This window comes from Rhizobium sp. CB3090 (assembly GCF_029714285.1).
GTDB lineage: Bacteria > Pseudomonadota > Alphaproteobacteria > Rhizobiales > Rhizobiaceae > Rhizobium.
In genome coordinates this window covers 1,720,268-1,746,524 of record NZ_CP121663.1, presented here as the reverse complement: position 1 = coordinate 1,746,524, position 26,257 = coordinate 1,720,268, and the positions used below count along the sequence as shown (strand labels likewise).

Annotated in this window: 25 protein-coding genes and 1 pseudogene; 19 read left to right on the top strand and 7 right to left on the bottom strand. The window is 59.2% G+C overall.

The features are described from left to right. From QA646_RS26775 to QA646_RS26760, 4 genes are all read left to right on the top strand, one after another. Complete coding sequence (locus QA646_RS26775) at positions 1 to 726, top strand: ABC transporter permease subunit (protein ID WP_283059754.1); 726 nt, start codon at positions 1 to 3, stop codon at positions 724 to 726. 12 nt (positions 727 to 738) lie between these two features. Then, the gene (locus QA646_RS26770; protein WP_283059753.1) at positions 739 to 1,428 is read left to right on the top strand and encodes an ABC transporter permease; all 690 of its coding nucleotides are present in this window, start codon (positions 739 to 741) and stop codon (positions 1,426 to 1,428) included. 158 nt (positions 1,429 to 1,586) lie between these two features. Next, on the top strand, positions 1,587 to 2,495 hold the full coding sequence (locus tag QA646_RS26765; RefSeq protein ID WP_283059752.1) for a homocysteine S-methyltransferase family protein: 909 nt from the start codon (positions 1,587 to 1,589) through the stop codon (positions 2,493 to 2,495). Between the two features lie 319 nt (positions 2,496 to 2,814). Continuing rightward, positions 2,815 to 3,792 carry an AraC family transcriptional regulator gene (locus tag QA646_RS26760; RefSeq protein ID WP_283059751.1) on the top strand — a complete coding sequence of 326 codons (978 nt, stop codon included), beginning with the start codon at positions 2,815 to 2,817 and terminating at the stop codon, positions 3,790 to 3,792. A gap of 142 nt (positions 3,793 to 3,934) precedes the next feature. Here QA646_RS26760 and QA646_RS26755 read toward each other — a convergent pair whose 3' ends face one another. Next, positions 3,935 to 4,747 (bottom strand): class I SAM-dependent methyltransferase, encoded by an 813-nt coding sequence (locus QA646_RS26755; RefSeq protein ID WP_283059750.1) that lies wholly within the window; start codon positions 4,745 to 4,747, stop codon positions 3,935 to 3,937. A 247-nt stretch (positions 4,748 to 4,994) separates the two neighbouring features. Between QA646_RS26755 and QA646_RS26750 the strand changes: the two genes are divergently transcribed. Both QA646_RS26750 and QA646_RS26745 read left to right on the top strand, forming a co-directional pair. Further along, positions 4,995 to 5,918: an MYG1 family protein gene (locus QA646_RS26750; protein ID WP_283059749.1), complete on the top strand. Its 924-nt coding sequence runs from the start codon at positions 4,995 to 4,997 to the stop codon at positions 5,916 to 5,918. Between the two features lie 152 nt (positions 5,919 to 6,070). Next, the gene (locus QA646_RS26745) at positions 6,071 to 6,469 is read left to right on the top strand and encodes a DUF1236 domain-containing protein (RefSeq protein ID WP_283059748.1); all 399 of its coding nucleotides are present in this window, start codon (positions 6,071 to 6,073) and stop codon (positions 6,467 to 6,469) included. Positions 6,470 to 6,680: 211 nt separating this feature from the next. Here the strand turns inward: QA646_RS26745 and QA646_RS26740 are convergent, their stop codons facing one another. Further along, entirely contained in the window at positions 6,681 to 7,094 is a 414-nt protein-coding gene (locus QA646_RS26740; protein ID WP_283059747.1) for a hypothetical protein, read from the bottom strand. A 66-nt stretch (positions 7,095 to 7,160) separates the two neighbouring features. Then, positions 7,161 to 7,307: pseudogene (locus tag QA646_RS26735) on the bottom strand (U32 family peptidase); the annotation flags it as partial. An 87-nt stretch (positions 7,308 to 7,394) separates the two neighbouring features. Between QA646_RS26735 and QA646_RS26730 the strand changes: the two are divergent. Together QA646_RS26730 and adh are read left to right on the top strand one after the other, a co-directional pair. Further along, positions 7,395 to 8,348: a helix-turn-helix domain-containing protein gene (locus QA646_RS26730; RefSeq protein ID WP_283059746.1), complete on the top strand. Its 954-nt coding sequence runs from the start codon at positions 7,395 to 7,397 to the stop codon at positions 8,346 to 8,348. Between the two features lie 133 nt (positions 8,349 to 8,481). After that, positions 8,482 to 9,990 (top strand): aldehyde dehydrogenase, encoded by a 1,509-nt coding sequence (gene adh, locus QA646_RS26725; RefSeq protein WP_283059745.1) that lies wholly within the window; start codon positions 8,482 to 8,484, stop codon positions 9,988 to 9,990. A 196-nt stretch (positions 9,991 to 10,186) separates the two neighbouring features. Here adh and QA646_RS26720 read toward each other — a convergent pair whose 3' ends face one another. Beyond that, positions 10,187 to 11,197 carry a LacI family DNA-binding transcriptional regulator gene (locus tag QA646_RS26720; protein ID WP_283059744.1) on the bottom strand — a complete coding sequence of 337 codons (1,011 nt, stop codon included), beginning with the start codon at positions 11,195 to 11,197 and terminating at the stop codon, positions 10,187 to 10,189. Between the two features lie 339 nt (positions 11,198 to 11,536). Here QA646_RS26720 and QA646_RS26715 point away from each other — a divergent pair, with 339 nt between their 5' ends. The 6 genes from QA646_RS26715 (at position 11,537) to QA646_RS26690 (ending at position 19,250) form a co-directional block, all read left to right on the top strand. Continuing rightward, positions 11,537 to 12,523, top strand: coding sequence for a sugar ABC transporter substrate-binding protein (locus QA646_RS26715; RefSeq protein ID WP_283059743.1), 987 nt, complete (start codon positions 11,537 to 11,539; stop codon positions 12,521 to 12,523). 169 nt (positions 12,524 to 12,692) lie between these two features. After that, positions 12,693 to 14,213, top strand: a complete 1,521-nt coding sequence (locus tag QA646_RS26710) for a sugar ABC transporter ATP-binding protein (protein WP_283059742.1) — start codon at positions 12,693 to 12,695, stop codon at positions 14,211 to 14,213. After that, on the top strand, positions 14,197 to 15,219 hold the full coding sequence (locus QA646_RS26705) for an ABC transporter permease (RefSeq protein ID WP_283059741.1): 1,023 nt from the start codon (positions 14,197 to 14,199) through the stop codon (positions 15,217 to 15,219). The genes QA646_RS26710 and QA646_RS26705 overlap by 17 nt, the downstream gene beginning before the upstream one ends. Positions 15,220 to 16,026: 807 nt before the next feature. After that, complete coding sequence (locus tag QA646_RS26700) at positions 16,027 to 16,938, top strand: CheR family methyltransferase (protein ID WP_283059740.1); 912 nt, start codon at positions 16,027 to 16,029, stop codon at positions 16,936 to 16,938. 84 nt (positions 16,939 to 17,022) lie between these two features. After that, positions 17,023 to 18,528, top strand: coding sequence for an oligosaccharide flippase family protein (locus QA646_RS26695; protein WP_283059739.1), 1,506 nt, complete (start codon positions 17,023 to 17,025; stop codon positions 18,526 to 18,528). Positions 18,529 to 18,770: 242 nt separating this feature from the next. Then, the gene (locus QA646_RS26690) at positions 18,771 to 19,250 is read left to right on the top strand and encodes a DUF2231 domain-containing protein (protein WP_283059738.1); all 480 of its coding nucleotides are present in this window, start codon (positions 18,771 to 18,773) and stop codon (positions 19,248 to 19,250) included. 40 nt (positions 19,251 to 19,290) lie between these two features. Here the strand turns inward: QA646_RS26690 and QA646_RS26685 are convergent, their stop codons facing one another. From QA646_RS26685 to QA646_RS26675, 3 genes are all read right to left on the bottom strand, one after another. After that, a complete protein-coding gene (locus QA646_RS26685; RefSeq protein ID WP_283059737.1) occupies positions 19,291 to 19,704 on the bottom strand; it encodes a curlin in 414 nt (137 codons plus the stop codon). 169 nt (positions 19,705 to 19,873) lie between these two features. After that, entirely contained in the window at positions 19,874 to 20,275 is a 402-nt protein-coding gene (gene csgH, locus QA646_RS26680; RefSeq protein ID WP_283059736.1) for a curli-like amyloid fiber formation chaperone CsgH, read from the bottom strand. A 70-nt stretch (positions 20,276 to 20,345) separates the two neighbouring features. Then, the gene (locus QA646_RS26675) at positions 20,346 to 20,783 is read right to left on the bottom strand and encodes a curlin (RefSeq protein ID WP_283059735.1); all 438 of its coding nucleotides are present in this window, start codon (positions 20,781 to 20,783) and stop codon (positions 20,346 to 20,348) included. 295 nt (positions 20,784 to 21,078) lie between these two features. Between QA646_RS26675 and QA646_RS26670 the strand changes: the two genes are divergently transcribed. The 5 genes from QA646_RS26670 (at position 21,079) to sucD (ending at position 26,171) form a co-directional block, all read left to right on the top strand. After that, the gene (locus QA646_RS26670) at positions 21,079 to 21,720 is read left to right on the top strand and encodes a response regulator transcription factor (protein WP_283059734.1); all 642 of its coding nucleotides are present in this window, start codon (positions 21,079 to 21,081) and stop codon (positions 21,718 to 21,720) included. Positions 21,721 to 21,901: 181 nt separating this feature from the next. Further along, the gene (locus QA646_RS26665) at positions 21,902 to 23,092 is read left to right on the top strand and encodes an aminotransferase class V-fold PLP-dependent enzyme (RefSeq protein WP_283059733.1); all 1,191 of its coding nucleotides are present in this window, start codon (positions 21,902 to 21,904) and stop codon (positions 23,090 to 23,092) included. 23 nt (positions 23,093 to 23,115) lie between these two features. Continuing rightward, positions 23,116 to 24,060, top strand: a complete 945-nt coding sequence (locus QA646_RS26660) for a CoA ester lyase (RefSeq protein WP_283059732.1) — start codon at positions 23,116 to 23,118, stop codon at positions 24,058 to 24,060. Between the two features lie 12 nt (positions 24,061 to 24,072). After that, complete coding sequence (locus QA646_RS26655) at positions 24,073 to 25,257, top strand: malate--CoA ligase subunit beta (protein WP_283059731.1); 1,185 nt, start codon at positions 24,073 to 24,075, stop codon at positions 25,255 to 25,257. Between the two features lie 14 nt (positions 25,258 to 25,271). Further along, positions 25,272 to 26,171: a succinate--CoA ligase subunit alpha gene (sucD, locus tag QA646_RS26650; protein ID WP_283059730.1), complete on the top strand. Its 900-nt coding sequence runs from the start codon at positions 25,272 to 25,274 to the stop codon at positions 26,169 to 26,171. Positions 26,172 to 26,257 lie beyond the last annotated feature (86 nt).

Sequence of the window (26,257 nt, the reverse complement as noted above, 5' to 3'; positions counted from 1 at the left end):
ATGGCGGCCACCCAGCAAACCATCTTGGAGCTGCTTTCCCCCTATCCGCCAGGATGGGGGGGCGTGCTATTGTTGGGTGCCGCCTCCACTATTGCCATTTCCGCCGGTGCGTTTTTGATCGGCCTGGTGCTCGGCACGGCAGGCGCTCTCGGCAAGCTTTCCGGCAACAGGCCGCTCCGCTTGCTCCTCGATCTTTATACGACAGCGATCCGTGCCATTCCGGAACTGATCCTGATCGTTGGTCTCTATTATGCCGGCATGGACGGGCTCAACCGGCTTCTAACCGCCGTCAATCTGCCCACATTCGAGATGAACGGCTTTGCCGTTGCCGTCGCCGTGCTCGGTTTCGTGCAGGGCGCTTACATGACTGAGGTGCTGAGAGGAGCGATCCTCGCTATCCCCGTGGGCCAGATCGAGGCGGCAAAAGCGTTCGGCATGGGACCCATGCTGCGTTTCCGCCGCGTCGTGCTGCCCGCATTGTTGCCGAACGCACTGCCGGGCCTTGCCAATCTGTGGATGTCGATCACCAAGGACAGTGCGCTGGTTGCCGTCGTGGGCTACCAGGAACTGGCGCTCGCCACCCGCCTCGCCGGGGCAAGCACCAAGCATTATTTCATCTTCTTTCTCGCCTCCGCCCTTCTTTATCTCGCCCTGACCCTCGCCTCCAACGTCGTCTTCAACCTGATCGAGCGCCGGCTACGGCGCGGTCAGCCGAAGCTCGCTTAGGGAGTGCGTGACATGACCTTTTCATGGATCGTCTCCTATTGGCCGCTTCTATTGGCCGGCGCAGGGCAAACGATATCGCTGCTGGTGATCTCGGTCGTCTTCGGCTTCATCCTTGCGATCGGACTTGCCTTCGCGCAGGTCAGCGGCGGCCCAATTGTGCGAAATGCTGCTCGCGCCTACTGCACCTTCTTTCGCGGCACGCCCCTGCTCATTCAACTTTGGCTTCTCTATTATGGCATTGGATCGCTGTTGCCGATGATCCCGGGCATCCGCCAGAGCTTGTTCTGGCCGATCCTGCGGGAAGGCTTCTTCTTCGCCGCTGTGAGCTTTACGCTGAACTACGCGGCCTATGAGGCGGAGGTGCTGCGCGGCGCCTTGCTTGCCGTTCCAAAGGGCGAGCTGGAGGCCGGCCGTGCATTCGGCATGCGCCCCTTCACGCTGACGTGCCGCATCTGGCTGCCACGCGCCATTCGTATCGCGCTGCCGACAATCGGTGGCGAGATCGTCATGCAGCTTAAGGCAACACCGCTCGCCTTTACCGTCACGGTCATGGATCTCTACGCCGTCGCCAGCAAAGTGCGGCAAGACACGCTGCTCGTCTATGAGCCGCTGATCGTCGTTACGGTCTTCTATCTCATTCTAACCGCCATCATCGCCCGGACCTTCCGCCGCCTGGAGGCGCAGGTGCCGGTGCGACGCTGACCTCACAATGCAAAAGGAAGGCCATGCCCTCACGCCCGCTTGAAGGCTTCTGCCGAGCTCGCAGAGACCGACCGTCCGATCTTGAACCGTCGGCCGCCGCGACAGCAATCGCGCGGCCAAATTTGATACTTGCCTAATCCATTCCGGGAGACCCGTTTATGAGCAAACTCCGCATTCTTGACGGCGGCATGAGCCGCGAACTCATGCGCCTCGGCGCCGAACTGAAGCAGCCGGAATGGTCAGCGCTGGCGCTGATCAATTCACCCGACATCGTCCGAAAGGTGCATGAGGAATTCATCGCCGCCGGCTCGGAAGTCGTTACGACAAACAGCTATGCACTCGTGCCTTTCCATATCGGGGAGGAGCGCTTCTGGGAGGAAGGTGCAAAGCTCATTGCGCGCTCAGGCCAATTGGCGCGTGAAGCCGCCGATGCCTGCAGGGATCGGAAGGTGCTCGTCGCCGGTTCGCTGCCGCCGATCTTCGGCTCCTACGAACCGGAGAATTTCGATCCCTCGCGCGTGCAGGACTATCTCAAGGTACTGGTCGAAAATCTTAATCCATACGTCGATGTCTGGCTCGGCGAAACCCTCAGTCTGATCGCCGAGGGAGACGCTGTGCGCGCCGCAGTTGCTGCGACCGGCAAGCCGTTCTGGATCTCGTTCACGCTTATGGATGATGTGGCGCAGAGAAACGGCAGTGAACCGAAACTGCGCTCCGGCGAACGGGTCGAAGATGCGGCAATCTGGGCCGCCGCGTCGGGCGCAAGCGTACTCCTGTTCAATTGCAGTAAGCCGGAAGTGATGCGGCCGGCAGTCGAAACTGTGGCCCGGGTGTTCAAAGATAAAGGCGCTGCGCTCGAAATCGGCGTCTATGCCAATGCCTTCGAGGGCGAGCAGGGCGATTCCGCTGCCAACGAGGGTCTGCACGACACCCGCAGCGACCTGAACGATGATGTATATTCGCGCTTCGCCTGCTCATGGGTTGAAGCGGGCGCAACGATCGTCGGTGGCTGCTGCGGGATTGGTGCAGGCCATATCCATCGTCTCAAACAAGCATTGGCAGGGTGATATAGGCACTTTGCCCGAGATGTCGCGAGGTTGCGTCGCTGAACCAGATGCCGACGCAATTCAAACTGTCCCAATCCAGCAAAGAGCGGCGCGAAAAGCTCTCTTTGCCCCGCGCATCGATATTGGCGAAATGCCGGACCGAGTTGGCATTACCTGAAATGTTCGCTTGCCTTACTTCAGGCAAAAGCGATAACCGAAGTGTTTAAGAAACGCGAAATTATCTGAGTCGGATGCGGCTCAAGCACATAGTAAATGACGCTCAAATATTACCCGGCGTCAGACGGGTAAGCATAAACAATGGCATGATCTGAGATTTGATTTGACTGAAATTTTCACCGCAAAGCTCAAAGAAGCGCCATTAACGTCTGAGGAAATCGCATACTGGCTGTCCGATAACAAAGAGCAAGACAACCACATACCTCTCAACCGCGAGTCGCGCGATCTTTTTGCTTTCGGCATGCATGGTGTTGATGGTTTTGTCGGGTGGAACGGGTCGAGCGAAGCAAGGCGAGATTTCTCCGTCACGATCGAGCGCGATGATTTTATGTTCTTTTTTGAACATTCCTCATACTGCCGGCTCGCAACCGGAAACATCCGTTATGTCATCAGCCCAGGTTCCGGCGTGCTGACGACGGCTGATCGCTACTCGGGAATAGAAATCGGAGAGAAGTCTAGCGGAGAAGGATTCTCTGTCAGCCGAAAAGCGGTAATGACCGCACTTACCAATACCTATGAGTGTTTTGCGCCGGCGGATTTCGAATTCGAGCCACTGCATGCCTCAACTGATGGGACGATGGTGCGGCTTCTGACGCTGATGCGATTTTTTAGAGACGAAATCTGCGCGAGCCACAATCTGAAGGCATCACCCATCGCACTGGCGAGTTTCCAGGAGACGTTGGCTTTGCTTATGGTGCAGAACCTGCCCCATTCTCTTTCTCAGCGAAAATCGCCTGGAAGCTCGATTGCGCCAAAACAGGTGAGAAGAGCGGCCGAGTTTGCCCGGACGCACGCGAATGCACCAATAACCCTTGCTGACATGGCTGCGGCGGCCGATGTAAGCATTCGCGCTTTACAGGCCAATTTCCGTCGCTTCTACAACGAAACACCGACGGAGCATCTTCGGCGATTGCGGCTTGAAGGCGCACGGAACGACATAAAAAATGCGCCGCCTCTTGCAACGATTGCCGAAATCGCGAGCCGTTGGGGCTTCACTCATCTCGGTCGCTTTTCCCTCCAGTACAAAGAGGCTTTCGGAACCCTGCCCTCGTGGGATTTGAGGCGCGAACGCAAGAAATAGGTTGCAAAGAACTGGATCGGGGCGCTCGCGAGCTTTGCGTGTCGCCGCCCGAAAGAACGGCAAAGGCAGTCGTTTGGACGCAGTTTTTATGGTGTCGCGGGGTCAGGTCGCTCCAAGCATCCCGGCCATTCCGATGCTAATTCTAGGCCACGGCCACGATGACATGTGCCTGAATTTTGGCGGCGACCTCACCGGTACCGTGTCTGGCTGCGATTACGGATGTAGCGTAGTCGGTCGCGGCCTCCAGGCTTCCTGCTTCTCTGGCTTCGATTTCGTTGCGAAGAAGAGTTCCCTGGCAATAGGCAACGGCGGGAAGGCGTGGCGAGGATGCACGGCTTTGTTCGGCTCTCGTTTCGATCACCACATGCGAGAAACCGGCGCGCTCCAGGTCGGTGCGGATCAGATCCCTGTCATGATAGCCGTGCGGCGTGCGTGCCAGAAAGCGTGGTGGATCCTTCGGAAAAATCTCAGCAAGGGCATTCGTCACATCATCTGCAAATATATTCTCCTCGATGCGATCCCACACGCTGAACAAAAAATGCCCTCCGGGCTTCAGAACACGCTTTGCTTCGCGGTAGGCAGACGAACGGTCGGGAAAGAACATCGCGCCGAACTGGCAACAGACGAGATCGAAGGCCGCATCTTCAAACGGAAGCGCCATAGCATCTGCCTGGCGCCATTGGATGCGACTGTCGGGAGCTTGCCGCGAAGCGGCATAGTCGATCATCGGCTGGTTGAGGTCGGTTACGACATAGCTTGCGCTGGGGGATAGCCTGGGCGCCAATGCACGGGTGACGACCCCGGTTCCCGCGGCAATTTCCAAGACGGCGGCTGGCGCCAAGGATGCCGCCCGTTGCGCCAGATCTGCGGCGAAGGCCTCGAAAATCAACGGCACCATATAGCGGTCGTAGTTTTCCGGAATCGAGCCTGCGAACACCTTGTCCGTTTCCAACATCGCTGTCACCGCCGCGCGTTTGATGTCTGACGAAACTAGCATAAGTCGCCTGGGGCGGCCATTAAGCCGTTCTACCGAATAAGAGGCGGTGTTCCACGATTGAAGGCTTTCGATGTACGCCACCTGATATCAGGCGCGCGCCAATGTGTTCCAACGAGCAAATGGCGGGTTGAGATGGGATGCAGCAATGGGTATCTGCTGCTAACCCCAAGCGGACACGTCGCGAACAACAAGGGCATATCCTCGCATGATCCCAGATTTCCTCGTCACCCATTCCGGCGGCTTTCATGCCGACGAGCTGCTGTCCAGTGTCATCCTGACCCGGCTTTTTCCGAACGCTCGCCTGGTCCGCAGCAGGGCGCCGGAATGGATCACTCCCGGCGCCGATCGCATCATCTACGATGTGGGCGGCCGATATGACGCCGCAGTGCAGATCTTCGATCACCATCAACGCGGCGCACCGCTGCGAGAGAACGGCCAACCCTACAGTTCGTTCGGATTGATCTGGAGACATTATGGCCGTGACTATCTTGCTGCCTCGGGCCTTCCCGAAGGGCATATCGAGGCGGTGCATGCCTCTTTCGATGCCAGTTTCGTGCTGCCGGTCGATCTGGTTGACAATGGCGCGCTCAGCCCCTCCGTTGCAGGACCGTTGGCTGGGCTGACACTGCCGGCTCTGCTGGAAACCTTGAAACCCGTTTTCGACGAGGCGGATCCGGAGGCCGGCGATCGCGGGTTCCAAAGCGCCCTTGCCATTGCCCGAAGTTTCGTTGAGGCAAGGATAGCCCAAAGTGCTGCAAAATTGCGGGCCGAGGCGCTCGTGCACCAGGCAATCATAGATGCAGGCAGCGGCCGCGTTCTGGAGCTCCCAATGGGAATGCCTTTCCGCCCGGCGATCGTGAAGGCGGGCGCCGATCACCTGCTGTTTGTCGTTCACCCGCGCGAAAATGATTGGTGCCTGACCGGTATCCGCCGTGCGGACGAGGGGTTTGAACTCAGGGCAGACCTGCCAGCCGCCTGGGCCGGCCTGACCGATCACGATCTGGCAGCGGCTTGCGGCATAGAGGGTGCGAGCTTCTGCCATAGCGGTCGCTTCATCGCCGCTGCCAAAACCCGCGAGGCCGCGCTCGCCATGGCCGAGTTGGCGGTAACGGAGGCTGTTTCGGGGTGATGGTCGGCGTGACACGCGAACGCTCACTTCTCACGGATTTTGTCGTTTTGGCGCAGCTTGTGATCGGTCGAAGCAATCTCTCGTAGGAACTTTCGGATGCAGAGGCCATTCCTCTTTCAGCTCTTACGAGCCGAAAAGGAAAGGAGAATGCTATGAAAACGAAACTCATCGTCTCAGCAGCGGCCGCCTTTGGCCTTCTCGCTGGCTCAGCCTTCGCACAGTCCTCAACGGTCACAGGGGCCGCGGGTGGTGCAGTCACCGGAGCAGTTGTTGGTGGCCCGGTCGGTGCCGCTGTCGGAGGTGTGGCAGGTGCTATCGTTGGAACTGCGATCGATCCGCCGCCGCAAAAGGTCGTCACCTATGTGCAGGAGCAGCCGCTGCCTCCGGCCGAAGCCGTGGTTCAGGACAAGATTATCGTCGGTCAGCAGCTCCCCGAGACCGTTGTCGTAACCCCGGTTCCGGATAACCCGACTTACGCCTATGCAGTCGTCAACCACGAACGCGTCATCGTCCAGCCGAAGACACGCAAGGTTCTCAAAATTCTAGATTAATCGGATCGGAAGGACCTCTGGCGGAGGTCCTTCCTTCGGAGCGCATGGGAGCGTTCGCCTCCTCCGATCTGAGATATGGCAGGCGAGATGAGGTGGCGGTTCGAATGAAGAAGCAACGCTTCAAGCGTCGCCTGTGATTCCCCACTGGCCAGGCTCCCGGAGCTGAGAAACTCAAGAAGATCGATATGCCGCTGGCGGCGTTGCTCGTCCATCATGGAAGCAAGCCTTTTCCTGACAGTTGGGATTGTTTGCTTTGTTGGAATTCCGACCAATGGGAGGCGAGGCTTCTAAGAAGCTGTGAGCCCAACCTGGCCTGTTCTGCCATATCGTTGAAGAGCATCGCCGCTTCTTCGATTTCGCCATGGTCAGAGGTTCCGCTAAGCTGATCGAGCTCTCTGAGCAGTTCTACCAGCACGATGATCTTTCTGCGCTGCCGGACGGCGGACGAGAAAAGCTCGCGGACGACGGCACTGCGTTCGTGGGGCGCAAGGCTCAGTAGTACCTCGCCGACGACCGAGTAGCAGCCGCAATCATCCTGCCGTTTGGCGAAAGCCTCGATCTGACGGAGAGCTGCCGATGAGCGCGCGTCCGCGGCAGCGGCGGTATTATCTTCGCATGGGGTCATCGAGTGGATCCTTCAGCGTTTTTCAATCTGGCAACCCATTCAGCGCCCGCCTGTCCGTGATGGAATCCGCTGTCGCCCTTCCACTTTGAGGGGGATAACCCCAGCCGCTTGGAGTTCGTCGATCTGATCCATGACGTCGAGCGACACAGGGTCTTCGAATGCATATGTCTTGTTTTCCGCAATCTCGAACCGGCCCTTGCAGAGTGTGGGATATTCCGTCGGCTCCTTCAGTCCGCCGAGCAATTGCCATACGGCATTTTTTTAGCAAGAATTGATCTAACATTCGGTGGGAGGAGCCTGATGTACGAGCAATCTGCGCATGCGGATGAGGTCTATGCATCCGCGCAGTCTGTTGCTGCAAGTTCGACGATCGTCGCTTCGTGGCGGCGCTGCATGACGATGCACCGACTGGCACCTGAGGAGAAGCGGTTGCCTATTCGTCTGAGCGAGCAGGAATTTCAATTGGCACGCCAACGGTCGGAAAGGCTGGTGGTGGAAGCCGCCGATGAGCTCGGCCGGCTTTTCTCGACGGTCGGTAAGGCCGGCTGCTGTCTGCTGCTGACCGATCGTGACGGCATTGCGCTGGAACGGCGCGGTACGGCGGGCGACGATAAGGAGTTCCAAAATCTCGGCCTCTGGACCGGTTCTGTATGGACCGAGGCGAGCATCGGCACCAATGGCATCGGCACGGCGCTTGCCGACGATCGGGCTGTGACGATCGTCCGTGATCAGCACTTTTTCTGTTCCAACATCAATCTGAGCTGCACCACAGCGCCGATCCGCGACCATCGTGGTCAGATGGCCGGCGCGCTGGACGTTTCGACGTGCCGCGAGGACATTAACGACGTGACGCTCTCCATCATCTACCAGACGGTTCGCGAGGCGGCGATGCGCATCGAACTCAATCTTTTCCGGAGCGCCTTTTCCGCAGCTCGCTTCGTTATGGTTCCGACCGATAGCGGTTCGACCTCGGCGCTTCTTGCGGTCGATCGGAACGACATGGTGCTTGGCGCGACGAGAGCCGCCCGCGTGGCGTTAAAACTCGACGACAACAGAATTTCCGCTGGCGTTCCCGCCGCCGATGCATTGCGGGAAAGCCATCCGGGCGATGAAGAAGCTCTTCAGGAGGCCGAACGTGCGGCTCTTCTCAGGGCGCTTTCGCGCGCCAATGGCAATGTGACGCAGGCCGCGCTGGCGCTCGGTATGAACCGTGCCACGCTTCATCGTAAGATGAGGAAGCTGGACATGCATTGATCGCACAAAAGTGTCGCAGAGTTGCGACACTGTGCGCTGCGGTATGGACTGTGCACCCTGTCGCTCACCGACGAAGACGCGCAGATTTCTCCCATCGGGTTGCGACCCACACTGTCGACTAAGGGAGGATGGCATGCTGCATCAGAAAATCGTCGAATCTCCGTTCAAGCTGAAATATGGGAATTACATCGGCGGCGAATGGCGCGAGCCGATCGGCGGCAGATATTTCGACAACATCACGCCGGTGACCGGGGGTAAGATCTGCGAGATCCCACGCTCCGACGAGAATGACATCAATGCGGCGCTGGATGCCGCCCACGCCGCCAAGGACAATTGGGCTAAGACATCGGCCGCCGAGCGCTCGAACATCTTGATGAAGATCGCCCAGCGCATGGAAGACAAGCTCGAAGCACTCGCCCAGGCGGAGACGTGGGACAACGGCAAGCCGATCCGCGAGACCATGGCAGCCGATATTCCGCTCGCCATCGATCATTTCCGCTATTTCGCCTCTTGCATTCGCGCTCAGGAGGGCTCGATCGGCGAGATCGACCAGGACACCGTCGCCTACCATTTCCATGAGCCGCTCGGCGTCGTCGGCCAGATCATTCCGTGGAACTTCCCGATCCTCATGGCCGCCTGGAAGCTGGCGCCTGCGCTGGCGGCCGGCAATTGCGTCGTCATCAAGCCCGCCGAACAGACGCCCGCTTCGCTGCTCGTCTGGGCGGAAATCGTAGGCGATCTGCTGCCTCCCGGCGTGCTCAACATCGTCAACGGCTTCGGCCTCGAAGCCGGCAAGCCGCTCGCGACCAGCACGCGTATTGCCAAGATTGCCTTCACCGGCGAAACGACGACCGGCCGGCTTATCATGCAATATGCCAGCCAGAACCTGATCCCCGTCACGCTCGAACTCGGCGGCAAATCGCCGAACATCTTCTTTGCGGACGTCATGGCGGAAGACGACGATTTCCTGGACAAGGCGCTCGAAGGGTTCGCCATGTTCGCGTTGAACCAAGGCGAAGTCTGCACCTGCCCCAGCCGGGCGTTGGTTCAGGAGTCGATCTACGATCGTTTCATGGAGAAGGCTGTGAAGCGGGTCGAACAGATCAAGCAGGGCAACCCGCTTGACGCCGCTACGATGATCGGCGCTCAGGCCTCCAGCGAGCAGATGGAAAAGATCCTCTCCTATCTCGATATCGGGAGACAGGAAGGGGCCGAAGTGCTGACTGGCGGCGGCCGTAACGATCTCGGCGGGGAGCTTTCAAGCGGCTACTACATCAAGCCGACGATCTTCAAGGGCCATAACAAGATGCGCATCTTCCAGGAGGAAATCTTCGGCCCGGTCGTGTCCGTGACGACCTTCAAGGACGAGAAGGAAGCGCTGGAAATCGCCAACGACACGCTCTACGGCCTTGGTGCCGGCGTGTGGACCCGTGATGGCAACCGCGCCTATCGTTTCGGGCGGGAAATCCGGGCCGGCCGCGTCTGGACGAATTGCTACCATGCCTATCCGGCCCATGCTGCCTTCGGCGGATACAAGCAGTCTGGCATCGGCCGCGAGACGCATAAAATGATGCTCGATCACTACCAGCAGACAAAGAACATGCTGGTAAGCTACAGCCCGAAGGCGCTCGGCTTCTTCTGATCCCCTCCCAAGTGGCTATGCAGGGCTTCCGGCTGCGGCCGGAGGCCCTCGGCAACTTAGAGCAATTCCAAGAAAAGTGCGAAGCGGTTTTCCGTCCGGAATGCGTAAAAACAAAGGGATAGAGCGGGAAAGCGATTCTGTGAAACGCTGAGCCGCTCTAAAGCCTCCCCGCATAGCGGCTCGGCACCCGTTGCGTTCAGTCGGGTTGGGGCGCCGAGGTCGTTTCGCCCTCGGAAATCTCACAAGCGAGCAGGATCGGGCGGTCGAGATCAGGCACAGGTTGCTTGTTTAGCAGAATAGCCACGGCCCCCGCTGCGATCCGTTGAATCGGTTGCTTCACTGTCGTCAGGCGCGGCGTCGTCATGCTGGAGAGTGGGATGCCGTCGAACCCCATGATCGAAAGTGCTGCTGGTATCGGAATACCGAGATCATGTGCCGCCCGCATGCAGCCGATCGCCTGCTGGTCGGAGCTTGCGAAGATCGCAGTTGGGCGCTCCTTGCGCGCCCGGGCAAGAAGGTAGTTTCCTGCGAGACGGCCGCTTTCATAGTCAAAGGCCGCCTCTGTTATGAGGGATGGGCTGATCGTTTGCCCGTCATCTTGAATTTGCTCCATTGCGTCCAGATACCCCACAAGGCGATCATTGGCCGGGACAGACCCTTTGGGTCCCGATATGAAGCCGATGCGGCGGTGGCCAAGCTTCAAGAGATATTCGACGCCGAGGCGAACGCCGTTGCGATGGTCGGCGGCGATGCCGGAATATCCCGGCATGAGACGGTCGACAACGACGATCGGCAATCCCTTCGGCAGCTGGATCGTGTGGAAATCATTGCTGGGAACAAGGATGATACCGTCCACCTTCCGGCTTGTCAGTTGTCCGATGCGATCGGCCTCCTTGGCCGGATGGTCGAAGGACGTCATGACGATAATGTTGTAGCCGTGGTTTGCCGCCGCCTGTTCGGCAGACTGGACGAGCTCCGAGAAGAAGGGATTGGTCAGGTCCGGGATGACGATACCGATGAGGCGGCTGACCTTGCTGCGCATGCTTCTGGCGGATGGGTCAGGCATATAGCCGAGTTCTTCGATAATGCCTCTGACACGTGCCCTCAATTCATCCGTGACAGAGGGATGATCATTCAAAACTCTTGAGACGGTCCCGGTGGAAACGCCCGCGAGCCTGGCAACGTCTCGAATTCCAACCTTTGGCATAACAGAAACATATGTCCCTTCATCTTCGCCTTCGGGAAAACCAAAGGCGTCTGATCCGCGCTTTCAGCTATTGGTCTCTATCGCCTTAGTCAAAGGGCTGCACGTAATTTTCACCCCTGATCCCCCCATAGCACGACCTTCCGAGTTCATTCAATGGAAACGGTTCATTGCTTGAGCTTCGGGAAGCTGCAACCATTAGAATTTACACTGGATTTTCCTCTCATTTCGGCCGCTTGACAATCTTTAGGAGCATTGTTACCGAATAAGAGCTGGAAACGGTTCATTGTTGCTACTGACACTCAGATGGTGCTGAGTTCAGGACCGTTCGGGAGGAGAGAAATGTCCAATTCTACAAAGCGTGATTCCGTCTTGATCAGTGCGCCCCGTCGTGCGGCGTTGAAGCTTGGGCTTGCCGGCACGTTGATGCTTGCACTGTCTTGCAGCGTGACGCCTGCCTTTGCGGCGAGCAAGCCCAAGGTCGGCCTGATCATGAAATCCTTGTCCAATGAGTTCTTCAAGCAGATGAAGGCCGGCGCCGATAAATATGCGGCTGAAAACAAGGACAAGTTTGACTTCAAGGCCGTCGGCATGAAGGACGAGCGTGATTTCGCCGCTCAAGTCGATGCCGTCGAAAACTTCGTGACGCAGAAATACGACATCATCGTCGTCGCTCCGGCCGATTCGAAGGCTATGGCCACTCCTCTTGCAAAGGCGGTGAAGGCCGGCGTCAAGGTTATCAACATCGACGTGCCGCTGGACGCCGATGCAAAGAAGGCTGCCGGCATCGATCTTGCCTTCTTCGGACCTGACAATCGCGAAGGTGCGAAGCTTGCCGGCGATGCGCTTGCCAAGGACCTTGGTCTCGGCGGTAAGGTTGTCATCTTGGAAGGTAACCCCGAGGCCGACAATGCCAAGGAGCGCAAGGAAGGCTTCATGGACTCCATCAGCAGCGGCAAGCTGCAGCTTCTCGACAGCAAGACGGCTCATTGGGAGACGGAAGAAGCCAATACCGTCATGACGAACTTCCTGACCAAATATAAGGACATTCAGGGTGTCATGGCGGCCAACGACTCCATGGCGCTCGGCGTCGTGAAGGCTCTCGATGCGGCCGGCCAGAGCGGCAAGATCAAGGTTGTCGGCTTTGACAACATTCCGCCGGTGCAGCCGCTGATCAAGGACGGCAAAATGCTGGCCACGGTCGAGCAATATGGCGCCGAGATGGCCGTCATGGGCATCAAGTATGGTCTGCGTGAACTTGCCGGTGAAAAATTCACTGGCTGGGTCAAAACGGATGTCAAGCTCGTCACCGCCAAGGACCTCAAATAGTCGAGATTGCCGATCGTAAGGTCAACAGAGGCGTCGGCTGATGGCCGGCGCCTACCACCAAAAACCGTTTTCCGCGTTGTTCGCGCCGGCGAGATCGGTTCCCGATCTCGGGAATACGTGTTAGTGGTGGCTTGCCATCTCCCATTGAAATAGACCGCATGAGGTGGACGTGTCAGACCCATCAGATGACTTCATCCTGACGCTGGAAGGAATAGGCAAACGCTTCCCGGGTGTCGTGGCGCTCAGGGACGTCTCCATGCGGATTGGTCGCGGCAAGGGCCATGTTCTTCTTGGCGAGAATGGCGCCGGCAAATCGACGCTGATCAATCTGCTCGGGGGCGTATTCAAGCCGGACGACGGCCACATCCTGTTTGACGGGGAAAGCTATAGCCCAAGCTCGCCGTTGGAGGCGTTCAAGGCAGGGATCCGCGTCATCCATCAGGAATTGCACCCCCTCTCCAATCTCACTGTCGCTGAAAATCTGCTGTTTGAGCATCTTCCACGTCGGTACGGCCTGGTGAACTACAGGCAAATGAATAAGCGAGCGGCCGAACTGCTGGCGGAAGTGGGCCTTGATGTCGCCCCGACGACGCAGGCCAATCGTCTCAGCGTCGCGCAGCTTCAATTGCTCGAGATCGCCAAGGCGCTTTGTTATGAAAGCAAGCTGCTTGTTCTCGATGAACCGACGGCAACCTTGACCTCCAGGGAGGTCGATCGCCTGTTCGAGATTTTGAAGCGACTGAAGGCGCGCGGCGTCACGACGCTTTATATATCTCACAGACTGGAAGAGATTTTTGAAGTCGGCGACGACGTGACGGTGCTGCGCGACGGCCAGCATGTCATCACCCGTCCGCTGGCGGGATTGGGCATTCCCAATATCGTCGAACTCATGGTCGGACGAACGCTTTCCGATCACGGCCTGTTTCGCAGCGACAGCGCCGTGTTCGGTGAGGCGCTTGGCGTTTCCGGGCTGAAGGTGACACGAAACAGCCCGGAATTGTCGTTTTCCGTCGCCAAGGGTGAGATTGTCGGCATTGCCGGCCTCGTTGGCAGCGGTCGGACGGAGGCGGTGCGTGCGATATTCGGTGCCGACGACAAGGCTGCGGGCGAAATTCGCATCGACGGGAAAAAGGTCGAGATCAGTTCGCCGAAGGACGCCGTTGCCGCGGGACTTTGCCTGGCGACAGAAGATCGTAAGCTGCAGGGCCTGATGCTCGACATGACCTGCGCCGAAAACACGACCATAACGGACCTCGGCAAGATCTCCCGCAACGGGCTGATACGCCAGAGGGCCGAAGATAGTCACTCGCGGCGCCTCGTGCATGAGCTGCACATAAAAACACCGTCCATCCATCAGACAGTCAGGACGTTTTCCGGCGGCAATCAGCAGAAGGTGGTCATCGCGAAATGGCTGTTCCGTGGTCCCAAGGTGCTGATCTTCGACGAGCCGACCCGCGGCATCGATGTTGGTGCCAAAGCAGAGATCTACGAACTCCTGTGGAAGTTCGCCGCCGAAGGAAAAGGTGTCTTGGTCGTGTCGTCCGACCTGCCGGAGCTCATCGGCATTTGCCATCGCATCATCGTTTTCTCGGACGGCAAGATAGCCGGAGAGATAGCTCGGGACCAATTTGACGAGAGCAGGATTCTCTCACTCGCTTACAAGGAGTACAGTCGTGTCCGGCAACATTGAAATGACGACTGAGGTCAAAAAGGCCGGCGTCTGGGACAAGCTTATCCGGATTTCGATGAAGGAAGCCGGTGTCGCCATCGCCCTCGTCCTTATCTTGATCTTCTTCTCGGCGACCGCCCCATACTTCGCGACGCCGGAAAACTTCCTGAAGATTTTCGTCCAGATTGCCATCAACACCGTGCTCGCCTCCGGCATGACCTTCGTCATCCTGACCGGCGGCATCGATCTTTCGGTCGGCTCGCTGCTTGCCCTTTGCACGGTCATCGGCGCAACGATCATGATCGACCCCCGGTTTTCGCCGTGGCAGGCGATCGTTCTGGCGTCTCTGGCATCGATGGGTGCGGGCGCTATCCTGGGCGCGGTCAATGGATGGGTATGCGAGAAGTGGAAGCTTCCGTCGTTCATCGTCACGCTCGGCATGCTGAATGTCGCAAGCGGCTTGGCGCGCGTCGTCAGCGACAATTCCACGATCACCGGTCTGCCGCAGCCCTTCGTGGATTTCGGGAACCTGATCTTCTGGGGCGTATTCCCTTCCATTTTTCTGATCGCGATCGTCGTCGTTCTCATAGGCTGGTTCGTGTTGCGCTATTCCATATTCGGGCGCTTCGTCTTTGCGATCGGCACCAATGAGGAGGCGGTTCGCTTGTCGGGCCACGAGCCCAAAAGATACAAGATCGCCGTTTTCACGATTTCCGGTTTGACTGCGGGCATAGCGGCCATGGTCTATCTGCTCCGCCTCAATGTCGGCAGTCCGGTCGCGGGCATTGGGTATGAACTGAATGCCATAGCAGCGGTCATTATCGGCGGGACCAGTCTTTCGGGCGGAAAAGGCTCGATCATCGGCACGCTGGTGGGTGCATGTATTCTGCAGGTTCTATCGACCGGATTGCAGCTTTTGGGCGCCGACGACAACATCAAACCGATCGTCATCGGTGCCGTTATCGTGTTGGCGGTTATCCTGGATAGCTATCGTGGCCGATTGATGCGGATACTGGAAACACGATGATTGACCGCAACGTTCGAGCTGGCGGTGGCAGTCCTATCTGGCAGGGTGAGGCGACCGATTGAATCACGATCGAGCCTATCGCAGGCGCGTCGCTACTCCCTTTGGTCACGATCAGATCCGGTTTGTCGAATTGTGCCGAAGGCTGGCCGGCATTAAAACTAACGTATGACGAAGCTCCGGATCACTTTGGCTCAGATGCTCCTCATGATGGTCGGATTGCTGGCCACCATGGCGATCGCCTTCGGCGTCCCGGATGTCCCATCGGGAACGAGTCATCTTGCGCTGTCCCAGATAGCCGCGATGTCCGCCTCGCCAGCTAATGTGCAAGCTTGTGACCGGATTGAGCTTAGCGACGGAACCAAGCAGGTGCGCAAGCCGAAGCATCATCATAAATGCTGCCGCACCGTCGTCTGTTCCGTCTTCGGGATCATGACTTCGCCGCTCCTGCTCACAGGTCCTGAGATTGTGCGGACTTTTTTCGTGTGGTATTGGCCGCCGCTGTCTCCTTCCGATCCTCAGCGCCTTCTTCGTCCGCCGAAGCGCCTTGCTTAACTCCGCCCGGCGTCTTTGCACTCGGTAGGACAAGTCGTTCCTTCCATCATGCGTGAAGCTCGAAGCTCGCCGATATACGTGCGACCGGCCATCGAAACTGGCCGGCCTCTCTAAGCATGGGTTTAGGCGAGCTTCAAACGAGCTTTTATGACCACAGATCAATCCGGCGGTTGGCGAGTTGTCTCAATCCAATTCGAGTCCTTGTTGCCCGCCCGATCTCCGGAGGAGCGGCGGCACGTTCGAAGGAGTTTTCCGATGTCGACCACTATGGCTGATTTCAGCACCCTCCGTCAGGCTCCCCGCCGCCTCTGTCGCGCATTCTGGGAGGCGATCCCCAGTCCCATACGGCGAACGCCGTTCATGTTCCGCACCGGACGATACATCTATCGCAGGTTCACCAGGAACACCGTACGGGTTCAATCCCACTACACCCATTTCATGCGCAACCCGCCGCTGCTGTCGGTGATCGGAGCGCTTGCGTCCGGATATCCCCGCAACGGCGATGTCAAAGTCGCGTCGATCGGCTGCAGCACGGGAGCCGAACTGTACTCGGTTCTCTTTGCGATCAAGAGAGCTCGGAGCGATTTGCACCTGACAGCGCACGGCGCAGACATATCCGACACGGTCGTGGAGGTAGCGAGGCGGGGCGTCTACTATCCGGATGTTCCGGCCGCTGAAGGAAGCCTGTACGCTGCGGGCAGGCCGGAAGTCGCAAGCGCCGATGTGCCGGCGCTCGTTGAAATCCTGGAGCCCCTTCCGGATGGCTCGCTACGGGTGAAGGAGTGGCTCAGACAGGGCATCACCTGGCTCACGGCTGATGCGACCGACGGCGGGTTGCTGGACCTCGTCGGACGGCAGCATTTCCTGCTGGCGAACAATTTCATGGGACCTATGGACGACCTCATGGCCGAACGGTGCCTCCGCAACATGACAAGGCTGGTCGCACCGGGCGGATATCTGGTCGTCGACGGAATCGATCTCGACGTCAAGACCAAGGTATTGAAGGCATCCGGCTTCCGGCCCGTCTTGACCCGGCAGCATGAGATATGGGTGTCGGAGGAGTCGAAGAGTGGCTGGCCGTGGCTTCGCTGGGCGCGGGAGCCTCTGGATAGCAGCGCGCCCGACTGTGCTTGGCGATATTCCGTCATCTTTCATTTTGGAGATTGATAAGCCCTGAATTCGCATTCAAGCCGTCGAAGGCTGCCCGTCAGGCAGTCAGTGGGCGGTGATCTGCCAGTATGGGAGTTGACGATGTTTTCACCTGTCGAGGGTGCCAAATCTCAAGAATATCTGGATCAACCGCAGTCGGTCGGAGTTGGCGAGGCCAAGCCGGCGATCGTATCCGGCGGGGTTTGGATCGTCACGGCGAAGATCGTTTCGCAGCTTTCTCAGGTTGCGATGTTCTTCGTCGCGGCGCGCTTGCTGAGCCCGGCGGAGTTCGGGCTCTTCGCATTCGTTTCCGCCATTGCCATGCTGCTCGTTGTGGTGGCGGAAGGCGGGTGGGCGGAATTCATGATGAAAGCGAGCGATGAGGACGATTGCTTTGACCAAGTCACCACCATCTCGCTTTTTAGCGGCTGTTTATTCACCGCCGTCGGCGTGATTGCCACAGCAGTCTTCTACGCTCTCACGGGCGACGAAAAGCAGAGTGCGCTTCTTGCTCTGTTCAGTTGCTGGATGTTGCCCGCGGCGCTGACTGCGGCTTTCGATGGGACGCTCGTCGTTTCCGGCCGCCTGCGCCAACGTGCAATCGTCAGGATCGTGGGAGAGACATCGGGCCTGATTGCGGCAATGGTGTTGCTCCACCTCCATGCGCACGCGTCGGCGCTGGCAGCGGCCAAAATAGTTTGCCAACTCGTTCTCCTTATAGGATCGGTGCACGCCACGAGGCGGCTGCCGCACTTGCATGTGACGAAGCCCGTTCTCGTCGAGGTCATGGCGTTTTCGCGCCAGATCGTCGGCAATCGCCTGGTCGTGTTTCTGGGCTCGTATTCGGGCACACTCGTCGTCGGAAGCTTTCTCGGAATAGCGGACGCCGGTTTCTATCGTGCTGCGGAGCGTATTGTCGCCGTTGTTTCGGAGCTGCTGGGCGAGCCGGCACGGTCGTTGAGCTGGGTGGTTTTCCGGCGTGCGCATCTGCAGCCTGCACCGGCTCGATCGGTCGGTCACGCCGGCGTCCGGTTTCTCCTCGTTCTCTTCGCCATCGCCGCGCCTATGTACCTTGGATTGGCGCAGGTATCCGAAGCTGTCGTGCGGCTGGTGCTTGGCGAGGTATGGATACCTGCAGCCTCCATAATTCCCTTCCTTTGTCTGCGGCAGTTGCTGCTTTCGCCGGGTTACATCAACGAAGCGTCGCTATCTGTCGTTGGTCACATCCGGTATCGGCTCCCCGTCACGGTGTTGAACGTCGCCGTCTCGCTTGTGGTAATCGTCGCGATCGCCCGGTTCGGACTGTGGGAATTAGCAATCGCGCAATGCTTCACCGCGGCGTTCGCGCTAGCGACCTGCATTGGATTGCAATCGAAGTTCGCGAGTGTGAATTGGCTGGAGATTGCGCGGGGGATCATCCTGTTGATCGTGCCGCCGAGCATGATGATGGTCGCAACCGTGGAACTGGCTCGGCAATACCTCTTCGAGGATTGGTCCTGGCGGATCGTTCTTCTCCTCCAGATCGGCGCAGGCGCTTTGGCCTATGCCGCTGTCCTGATGGTCATGATCCAAACAAGCAGGCGTCTGCGTTGGCTAACATTGGAATAAGGAGCCGCAAGGACCTGCGCTCCATCGATCCCGCTGGATTCTCATCCTCTGCCGCAATCTGCAGAAACTGACCGAACGTGCGTTCAGTTGTCGGATCCCATCGCCGCGCCCGCGTACCGGCCGAGTCGTGGAACATTCCCGTGCAACCGGAGTTTTTCTGTAACAGCTTTTAGCCGCCAAGGCTGTCAACGTTGTGATGTGGTCTGATGGCGGCACTCGCCACGTTTCCGGGAGGCATTACGATGGCCCAGGATATGATCACCCACAATCCTCACAGCACGGCAAGCATTGCCGGTCATCCTGTCCATGCAATGCTGATACCGTTCCCGATCGCGTTCTTCGTCGCGACCTTCGTCTGCGACCTCGTCTTCTGGCGAACCGGCAACACAGCCTGGTTTACCGCCACGCTCTGGCTGCTCGGGGCCGGCCTGGTGATGGCCGCGTTGGCTGCTCTTGCCGGCCTCACCGACGTTCTGGGTGAGGCCCAGATCCGCAACCTCCGGGATGTATGGCTTCACGCAGGCGGCAACGTCCTCGCCGTCGTGATCGAGCTTTACAACTGGTACTCGCGATATACCAACGCAGAGGCAGCGGTGGTGCCGGTTGGCCTCGTCCTGTCGCTGATCGTTGTCCTGATCCTTCTGTTCACCGGCTGGAAAGGCTGGGGGATGGTCTACCGACATCATGTCGGCGTCGCCGATGAGCCGGACCAGGTACGCTGAATTTGTAGGCTTGGCTCGCGCCACAAGAGCGTCTCTGTCCCTACCAACCATAGCTGAAGGTAGCGCCGCTCATTCCATCACCGTCCTGCACTACATCGGTGCGGGTCGCTTTCCCATATTGGAAAACGCCGTAGGTATTGTCGTCGCCGTTCTGCCGCAACGTGGCTGAGTGACCGTTGCCCCGCTGCTGGATAATGCCGAGATTGCCGCGGCCGTTCTGAGCCAAGCCGGCAACATTGCCGTGGCCGGACTGCCGGATATCGCCATCGCGCAGGCCGCGATATAGCGAGTAAAAACGGAGACCGGTCGCAAAGATACCAGCATCTTCGGCATTGGCCGGAGCGAAGCTTACCGAGACCCGGCCGCCTGCGTAGGCCGGTACCGACATAGCCGCCTGGCCGATGCTGCCGGCAAGAAGAGCGGCGGTAATGATCTTGAACATTCTGCGGGTCATCCTGGTCTCCATTTTCTGGCTATCCTCAAGCCAATGGCCAACCCTCGCATTTTGTGGCTGAACCCAATCGGAATTCGCTGTTCAGTTATCATTCAGTCGTGTCGGCAAGGGCTTACACCACAAAGGGCGCCGGAAACCGGCGCCCTTTGTGTTCAATTAGCGGGTATGGTCAGTTCGCATCGCCGATCCGCCGCGCGCACCGGATGGTGTTGTCGCCGGCGGTGATATCAAGCGTGGCGTCGTAGGCGCCAGCTTTGGAGCGGAGCGAGACGGAACCGAGTGTGGCGGTGCGTCCTGGAGTGGCATCGAAGGCACCACTCTGATCGATATTGGAGCCGCCCGCACCTCCGGCACTCTCGACATGGAAAGTGTAGTTGCCGCTGATATGCTTATCAGTGTGGGCAAGGGCCTCCAAAGTGACCATGCCCGCCTCCGGCGTGGCGCGAATCTCGCAGCGCAGGCCCCCTTCGGATTGGTCGGTCGCGACCATGGCCGCCAGCGCGCCGGCGGGGAGGAGGACCAGAGTGAGCGCCGTCATAAGACGGCGCGGATGATTGATGACATGTGGCATGGTTCGTCTCCTTGACGTTCCCTCGCCGCGACTGCGGTATCTTTTTGGCCGCGTCGCCGATGGTTGTCGATTACGGGCAGGCCTGAACGAAGGCAGCGACGTTGCCGCTACCGCCCTGGCTGACATTGGCGTTGCAGCCGTGTCCCACCTGAACGCCGGCGGCGATGTTGCCGTTGCCGTCCTGTGTGAGGATGGTGGTGTGGTTGGAACCGAACTGGCCTACGCCGGCAACATTGCGGTCGCCATTCTGATAGGTGGCGCCGTAGTTGCCGTTGCCTTCCTGGCCGACGGCGGAAAGGTTGTGGCGACCATATTGCTGGCCCACCATCCTGTTGTAACCGCCATTCTGGTACACCCGGATCCGGTTTCTGAAGCCTTGTTGGGCACCGCCGGCAGAGTTGGACCAGCCATATTGTTCGATGTTCACGTCGTTCGCCAGCGCGGGGACGGCGGTGGCAACGCCGATGAGAGCGACGAGTGCGGTTGCGATGAAAGAATTGCGGATCATGACTGCGTCTCCTTTGGCAGACGGGACCGGTTGAACGCCTTCCTTTTAGAAGCTGCCGTTGGAACCGATGCTGAAGACAGCATTCAGTTGCGGTTCATTCATGCTCGCCTGAGAACTCAGCAAGTGTCGAAGATTTGAACCGGTGACGCAAAGGCGCCGCATCATGCAGCCTGGCTCAATGCGATGCCCGGGTGCGTGGTAATCTGGATACGTTCCGTCGCAAGGTGCCGGTCAGGAACGCGGACTTTAGTGGTATTTGGATACTGGAATTTTATTGCGTCAACGGGAGAGGCGCATGGTTTCAGGAAATGCACCTAAGCTTATCGGGCGCGTTTTGGTCGCTGAGCGCAATCCGCTCGTCATTGCAGCGCTTCGCGGACTTTTTGAAAATAAACCGGGGTTCTTGATCGTCGATACCGCACAGAGTTCGGCTGAGCTGTTTCAGAAGCTTACCGAGGTCGAGGCGGATTGCCTGCTTCTCAGTTGGCAACTCGAAGATGCCGACGCCCCCGATGTGCTCACGGAAATTGGCAAGCTCGGTTTCGATCCGCGCGTTGTCCTCTTTGCCGACAAGAACGATCCCGCCGTGATTCAAGAGACGGTTCGGCTGGGCGTCAATGGTCTTTGCTACCAGTTCGAGGACCCGGAAATCCTCTTTGCGACCCTGACCGCCGTCATAAAGGGGCGGATCTGCATTCCCTATACGATGCTCTCAAAAATCTCGAACACGCCCTTCCAGCAGCTCACGTCGCGCGAGACGGAGTTGCTGGGCATGCTGTCGCATGGCTGGTCCAACACCCAGATCGCAAGCCGCACCGGAATTTCCGAAAACACGGTGAAATACCACCTCAAGAATCTCTATGACAAGCTTGAGGTGCGCAATCGGGCCATGGCCGTTGCCCTTTACGCCAGAGAACGCCGCCGCAAGGTTGGCTGACCTACCCGCCGGGTAGTCCCGGCCTGCCCATTCATAAGAACCAGCCACCCGCTCGGGCCGCAAATGCGCTGCCCATCCGGCATCATTTTCTGCCCGGAGGGGTGTGGTGGAGCGATCGTCCAAAAGGCAGTCTTGGCGTCGAGGAAACATTCACCTCGGACCAGTATGCATCGGAGGAACCATGGCAGGCTTCAATCATCTCTTCATTCCCGGCCCCACCAATATTCCCGAACAAGTTCGCCAGGCAATGAACCTGCCGATGGAAGATATGCGCGCGCCGCGCTATCCGGAATTGACGCTGCCGCTCTTCGCCGATGTGAAGAAGGTGTTCAAGAACTACAATGGCCGCGTGTTCATCTATCCGTCTTCGGGCACCGGGGCTTGGGAAGCGGCGATGACGAACGTGCTTTCACCGGGCGACAAGGTGCTGATGAGCCGCTTCGGCCAGTTCTCTCATCTCTGGGTCGACATGGCCGAGCGCTTCGGCTTCGACGTCGATTGTTTCGACATGGAATGGGGTACGGGCGCGCCGGTCGAGCTTTATGCCGAACGTCTCGCCGCCGACAAGGCGCACAAGATCAAGGCCGTGTTCGTAACGCATAACGAAACGGCGACCGGTGTGACGTCCGATGTCGCAGCCGTCCGTGCGGCGCTCGATGCCTGCAGCCACCCGGCGCTGCTTTTCGTCGATGGCGTCTCCTCGATCGGTTCGATCGATTTCCGCCAGGACGAATGGGGCGTCGATTGCGCCGTTTCAGGATCGCAGAAGGGCTTCATGCTGCCCGCTGGCCTGGGCTTCCTCTCGGTCAGCCAGAAGGCGCTGGAGGCTGCCAAGACTGCACGCCATATGCGCTGTTATTTCTCCTTCGAGGACATGATCAAGACCAACGACACCGGCTATTTCCCCTACACGCCGCCGACGCAGTTGCTGCACGGTTTGCGCGCCGCGCTGGATCTGATCTTCGAGGAAGGCCTGGAAAACATCTTCGCGCGCCATCATCATCTTGCGAATGGTGTCCGTGCTGCGGTTTCCGCTTGGGGGCTCAAGCTCTGCGCGACCGAGCCGAAATGGCATTCCGACACAGTATCGGCGATCCGCCTGCCCGACGGCATCGATGGCGTCGAGGTGATCAAACACGCTTACCGCACCTACAACACCTCGCTCGGCAGTGGCCTCAGCAAGGTGGCCGGCAAGGTTTTCCGCATCGGCCATCTCGGCTCGCTCGACGAAGTGATGGTGCTCGGCGCACTCGGCGCCGCCGAACTGACGCTGCTGGACTGCGGCGTAAAGATCGAAGCCGGCTCAGGCGTGGCGGCGGCGATCAACCAGTTCCGTTCCGCCGCCGCAATCGCTGCCGCCAAGGCAGCCTGAGAAGACAGGACCGGGAGACCATCATGAGCCACACCATCAACCATCTCCGCCGGCTTCGTCTGCAACGCAGCGAGCTTGCCGTACCGGGTTCCAATCCTGATATGATCGAGAAGGCGGCCAATTCCGACGCAGATTATATCTTCCTCGATATCGAGGATGCCGTGGCGCCGCCGGACAAGGAGCGTGCCCGCGCCAACATCGTTCAGGCGCTGAACCAGATCGACTGGCGCGGCCGCGGCAAGACGATCTCGGTGCGCATCAACGGGCTGGACACCCATTATATGTACCGGGACGTCGTTGACCTGATGGAACAAGCCGGCGACCGGATCGATACGCTGCTCGTTCCGAAGGTCGGCGTCCCCGCCGACCTCTATATGGTCGAAGCCATGATCAACCAGATCGAGATCGCCAAGGGCTACAAGACACACGTCGGCCTTGAGGCGCTGATCGAAACGGCACTCGGCATGGCCAATGTCGAGGCTATCGCTTCCTTCGGCGGCCGGCTGGAAGCGCTGCATTTCGGCGTTGCCGATTATGCTGCGAGCCTCAAGGCCCGCACCGTCAACATTGGCGGGCTCAATCCGGACTATCCCGGCGATCAGTGGCATTTCGGCCTGTCGCGCATGACGGTGGCCTGCCGCGCTTACGGCCTGCGCGCCATCGATGGTCCGTTCGGAGATTTCTCCGACCCCGACGGTTACAGGGCCGCCGCTCGCCGGGCTGCAGCACTCGGCATCGAGGGCAAGTGGGCGATCCACCCCAGCCAGATCGCGCTCGCCAACGACATATTCTCTCCGCCTGAAAAGGAAGTCGAGCGCGCCCGCCGCATCATCGAGGCGCTGAAGCTCGCGGAGAGCCAGGGCAAGGGCGCGGCGTCGCTCGACGGCAAGATGATCGATGCTGCCTCAGAGCGCATGGCCCGCAACGTGCTTGCCACCCATGACGCCATTGTGGCCGGAACCAGATAAGAGGAGGAAGACATGGACATTCATGAATACCAAGCCAAGGAACTTCTCTCCCGCTATCAGATCCACATCCCGCGCGGCGGCCTCGCCTACAGCCCCGAGCAGGCGGCCTATCGCGCCCGCGAGATCGGCGGTGATCGGTGGATCGTCAAGGCGCAGATCCATTCCGGTGCGCGCGGCAAGGCTGGCGGTGTCAAGCTCTGCTCGTCCGACCACGAGATCGTCGACGCCGCCGATTCCATGCTGGGCCGGACGCTTGTAACGCACCAGACCGGGCCCCAGGGGAAACTGGTCAGCCGCCTCTATGTCGAAGAGGCGATGGATATCGAGCGCGAGATTTATCTCGGCTTCGTTCTCGACCGCAAATCCGAGCGGATCATGATCGTTGCCTCCTCCTCGGGCGGCATGGAGATCGAGGAGATCGCCGAGGCCGAACCGGACTCGATCATCCGCGCAACCGTCGATCCCGGCGTCGGCATGCAGGACTTCCAGGCCCGTGAGATCGCCTTTGGGCTCGGCATCGACAATGCCCTGATCGGCCGCGCCACGCAGACGCTGCTCGGCTGCTACCGCGCCTTCGTCGATTATGATGCCTCGATGCTCGAGATCAATCCGCTGGTCGTCACGCGCCGCGGCGAGCTCGTGGCGCTCGACGCCAAGATGAGCTTCGACGAGAACGCACTGTTCCGCCGGCCGCATATTTCGGAGATGCGCGACAAGAGCCAGGAGGACCAGCGCGAAACCTATGCGTCCGACCGCGGCCTTTCCTATGTCGGCCTCGATGGCAATATCGGCTGCATTATCAACGGCGCGGGCCTGGCCATGGCGACTATGGACATGATCAAGATCGCCGGCGGCGAGCCTGCGAACTTTCTCGACATCGGCGGCGGCGCCTCGCCGGAACGTGTGGCAAAGAGCTTCCGCGCCGTGCTCCGTGACAAACAAGTCGAAACGATCCTCGTCAATATCTTCGCCGGCATCAACCGTTGCGACTGGGTGGCCGAGGGCGTGATCAAGGCGTTGCGCGAAGTCGGCGTGCCGGTACCGCTGGTCGTGCGTCTTTCCGGCACCAACGAGGAGGAGGGGCGGCGCATTCTCGCCGAGTCCGGCGAAAACATCATTATTGCGGAAACGCTGGCGGAGGCTGCCGACAAGGCTGTTAGTGCCTGGCGTTCATACACTGCGAACAAGGCCGCTTGAGGGAGGATCACGCCATGGCCATTCTACTTGACAAGAACACCCGCGTGATCGTGCAGGGCTTTACCGGCAAGATCGGCAGCTTCCACGCCGAGGACATGAAGCGCTACGGCACCAATGTCGTTGGCGGTGTCACCCCCGGCAAGGGCGGGCAGACGCATCTCGGCATGCCGGTCTTCAACACGGTGAAAGGTGCGATGCAGGAAACCGGCGCCGAAGCCTCGATCGTCTTCGTGCCGCCGCCCTTCGCCGCCGACTCGATCATGGAAGCGGCAGATGCCGGCATAAGGCTCTGCGTCTGCATCACCGATGGCATTCCCTCCCAGGACATGATCAGGGTCAAGCGATATATGAGGCGCTACCGCTTCGAGGATCGCATGACCCTGATCGGGCCGAACTGTGCGGGCATGATCACGCCCGGCGAGGCGCTGATGGGGATCATGCCGGGTTCGATCTATCTGCCCGGCAGGATCGGCATCGTCGGCCGCTCCGGTACGCTCGGCTATGAAGCCGCGAGCCAGATGAAGGCGCTCGGTATCGGCGTTTCCACATCGGTGGGTATCGGTGGAGATCCGATCAACGGCTCGTCCTTCAAGGACATGCTCGAACTGTTCGAAAAGGATCCGAATACCGACGCCGTGCTGATGATCGGCGAGATCGGCGGGCCGCAGGAGGCGGAAGCTGCACTCTGGGCACGGGACAATATGAAGAAGCCGCTGATCGCCTATATTGCCGGGCTTTCGGCCCCGAAGGGCCGCCGCATGGGCCATGCCGGTGCGATCATCTCGGCTTTCGGAGAGTCGGCCCAGGAAAAGGTCGAGATCCTGAAGGGTGCAGGCGTTACCATCGTGCCGACGCCTTCGAGCTTCGGCGAAACGGTGGCCGAAGTGCTCTCAGCAATGAGCAAGGCGGCCTAGACAATTCTAGGAAAAGCGATTTCCCGTCCGGAATTGCGTAAAAACAATAGGTTAGAGCGGCTGAGCGTTTTGGTAAAGCGCTCAGC

Excerpts from the sequence above, each read along its gene's own strand:
- QA646_RS26775 (WP_283059754.1), top strand. The coding sequence starts at position 1 with ATGGCGGCCACCCAGCAAACCATCTTGGAGCTGCTTTCCCCCTATCCG.
- QA646_RS26770 (WP_283059753.1), top strand. The coding sequence starts at position 739 with ATGACCTTTTCATGGATCGTCTCCTATTGGCCGCTTCTATTGGCCGGC.
- QA646_RS26765 (WP_283059752.1), top strand. The coding sequence starts at position 1,587 with ATGAGCAAACTCCGCATTCTTGACGGCGGCATGAGCCGCGAACTCATG.
- QA646_RS26755 (WP_283059750.1), bottom strand. The coding sequence starts at position 4,747 with ATGTTGGAAACGGACAAGGTGTTCGCAGGCTCGATTCCGGAAAACTAC.
- QA646_RS26750 (WP_283059749.1), top strand. The coding sequence starts at position 4,995 with ATGATCCCAGATTTCCTCGTCACCCATTCCGGCGGCTTTCATGCCGAC.
- QA646_RS26745 (WP_283059748.1), top strand. The coding sequence starts at position 6,071 with ATGAAAACGAAACTCATCGTCTCAGCAGCGGCCGCCTTTGGCCTTCTC.
- QA646_RS26740 (WP_283059747.1), bottom strand. The coding sequence starts at position 7,094 with ATGACCCCATGCGAAGATAATACCGCCGCTGCCGCGGACGCGCGCTCA.
- QA646_RS26730 (WP_283059746.1), top strand. The coding sequence starts at position 7,395 with ATGTACGAGCAATCTGCGCATGCGGATGAGGTCTATGCATCCGCGCAG.
- adh (WP_283059745.1), top strand. The coding sequence starts at position 8,482 with ATGCTGCATCAGAAAATCGTCGAATCTCCGTTCAAGCTGAAATATGGG.
- QA646_RS26720 (WP_283059744.1), bottom strand. The coding sequence starts at position 11,197 with ATGCCAAAGGTTGGAATTCGAGACGTTGCCAGGCTCGCGGGCGTTTCC.
- QA646_RS26715 (WP_283059743.1), top strand. The coding sequence starts at position 11,537 with ATGTCCAATTCTACAAAGCGTGATTCCGTCTTGATCAGTGCGCCCCGT.
- QA646_RS26700 (WP_283059740.1), top strand. The coding sequence starts at position 16,027 with ATGTCGACCACTATGGCTGATTTCAGCACCCTCCGTCAGGCTCCCCGC.
- QA646_RS26695 (WP_283059739.1), top strand. The coding sequence starts at position 17,023 with ATGTTTTCACCTGTCGAGGGTGCCAAATCTCAAGAATATCTGGATCAA.
- QA646_RS26690 (WP_283059738.1), top strand. The coding sequence starts at position 18,771 with ATGGCCCAGGATATGATCACCCACAATCCTCACAGCACGGCAAGCATT.
- QA646_RS26685 (WP_283059737.1), bottom strand. The coding sequence starts at position 19,704 with ATGACCCGCAGAATGTTCAAGATCATTACCGCCGCTCTTCTTGCCGGC.
- csgH (WP_283059736.1), bottom strand. The coding sequence starts at position 20,275 with ATGCCACATGTCATCAATCATCCGCGCCGTCTTATGACGGCGCTCACT.
- QA646_RS26675 (WP_283059735.1), bottom strand. The coding sequence starts at position 20,783 with ATGATCCGCAATTCTTTCATCGCAACCGCACTCGTCGCTCTCATCGGC.
- QA646_RS26670 (WP_283059734.1), top strand. The coding sequence starts at position 21,079 with ATGGTTTCAGGAAATGCACCTAAGCTTATCGGGCGCGTTTTGGTCGCT.
- QA646_RS26665 (WP_283059733.1), top strand. The coding sequence starts at position 21,902 with ATGGCAGGCTTCAATCATCTCTTCATTCCCGGCCCCACCAATATTCCC.
- QA646_RS26660 (WP_283059732.1), top strand. The coding sequence starts at position 23,116 with ATGAGCCACACCATCAACCATCTCCGCCGGCTTCGTCTGCAACGCAGC.
- QA646_RS26655 (WP_283059731.1), top strand. The coding sequence starts at position 24,073 with ATGGACATTCATGAATACCAAGCCAAGGAACTTCTCTCCCGCTATCAG.
- sucD (WP_283059730.1), top strand. The coding sequence starts at position 25,272 with ATGGCCATTCTACTTGACAAGAACACCCGCGTGATCGTGCAGGGCTTT.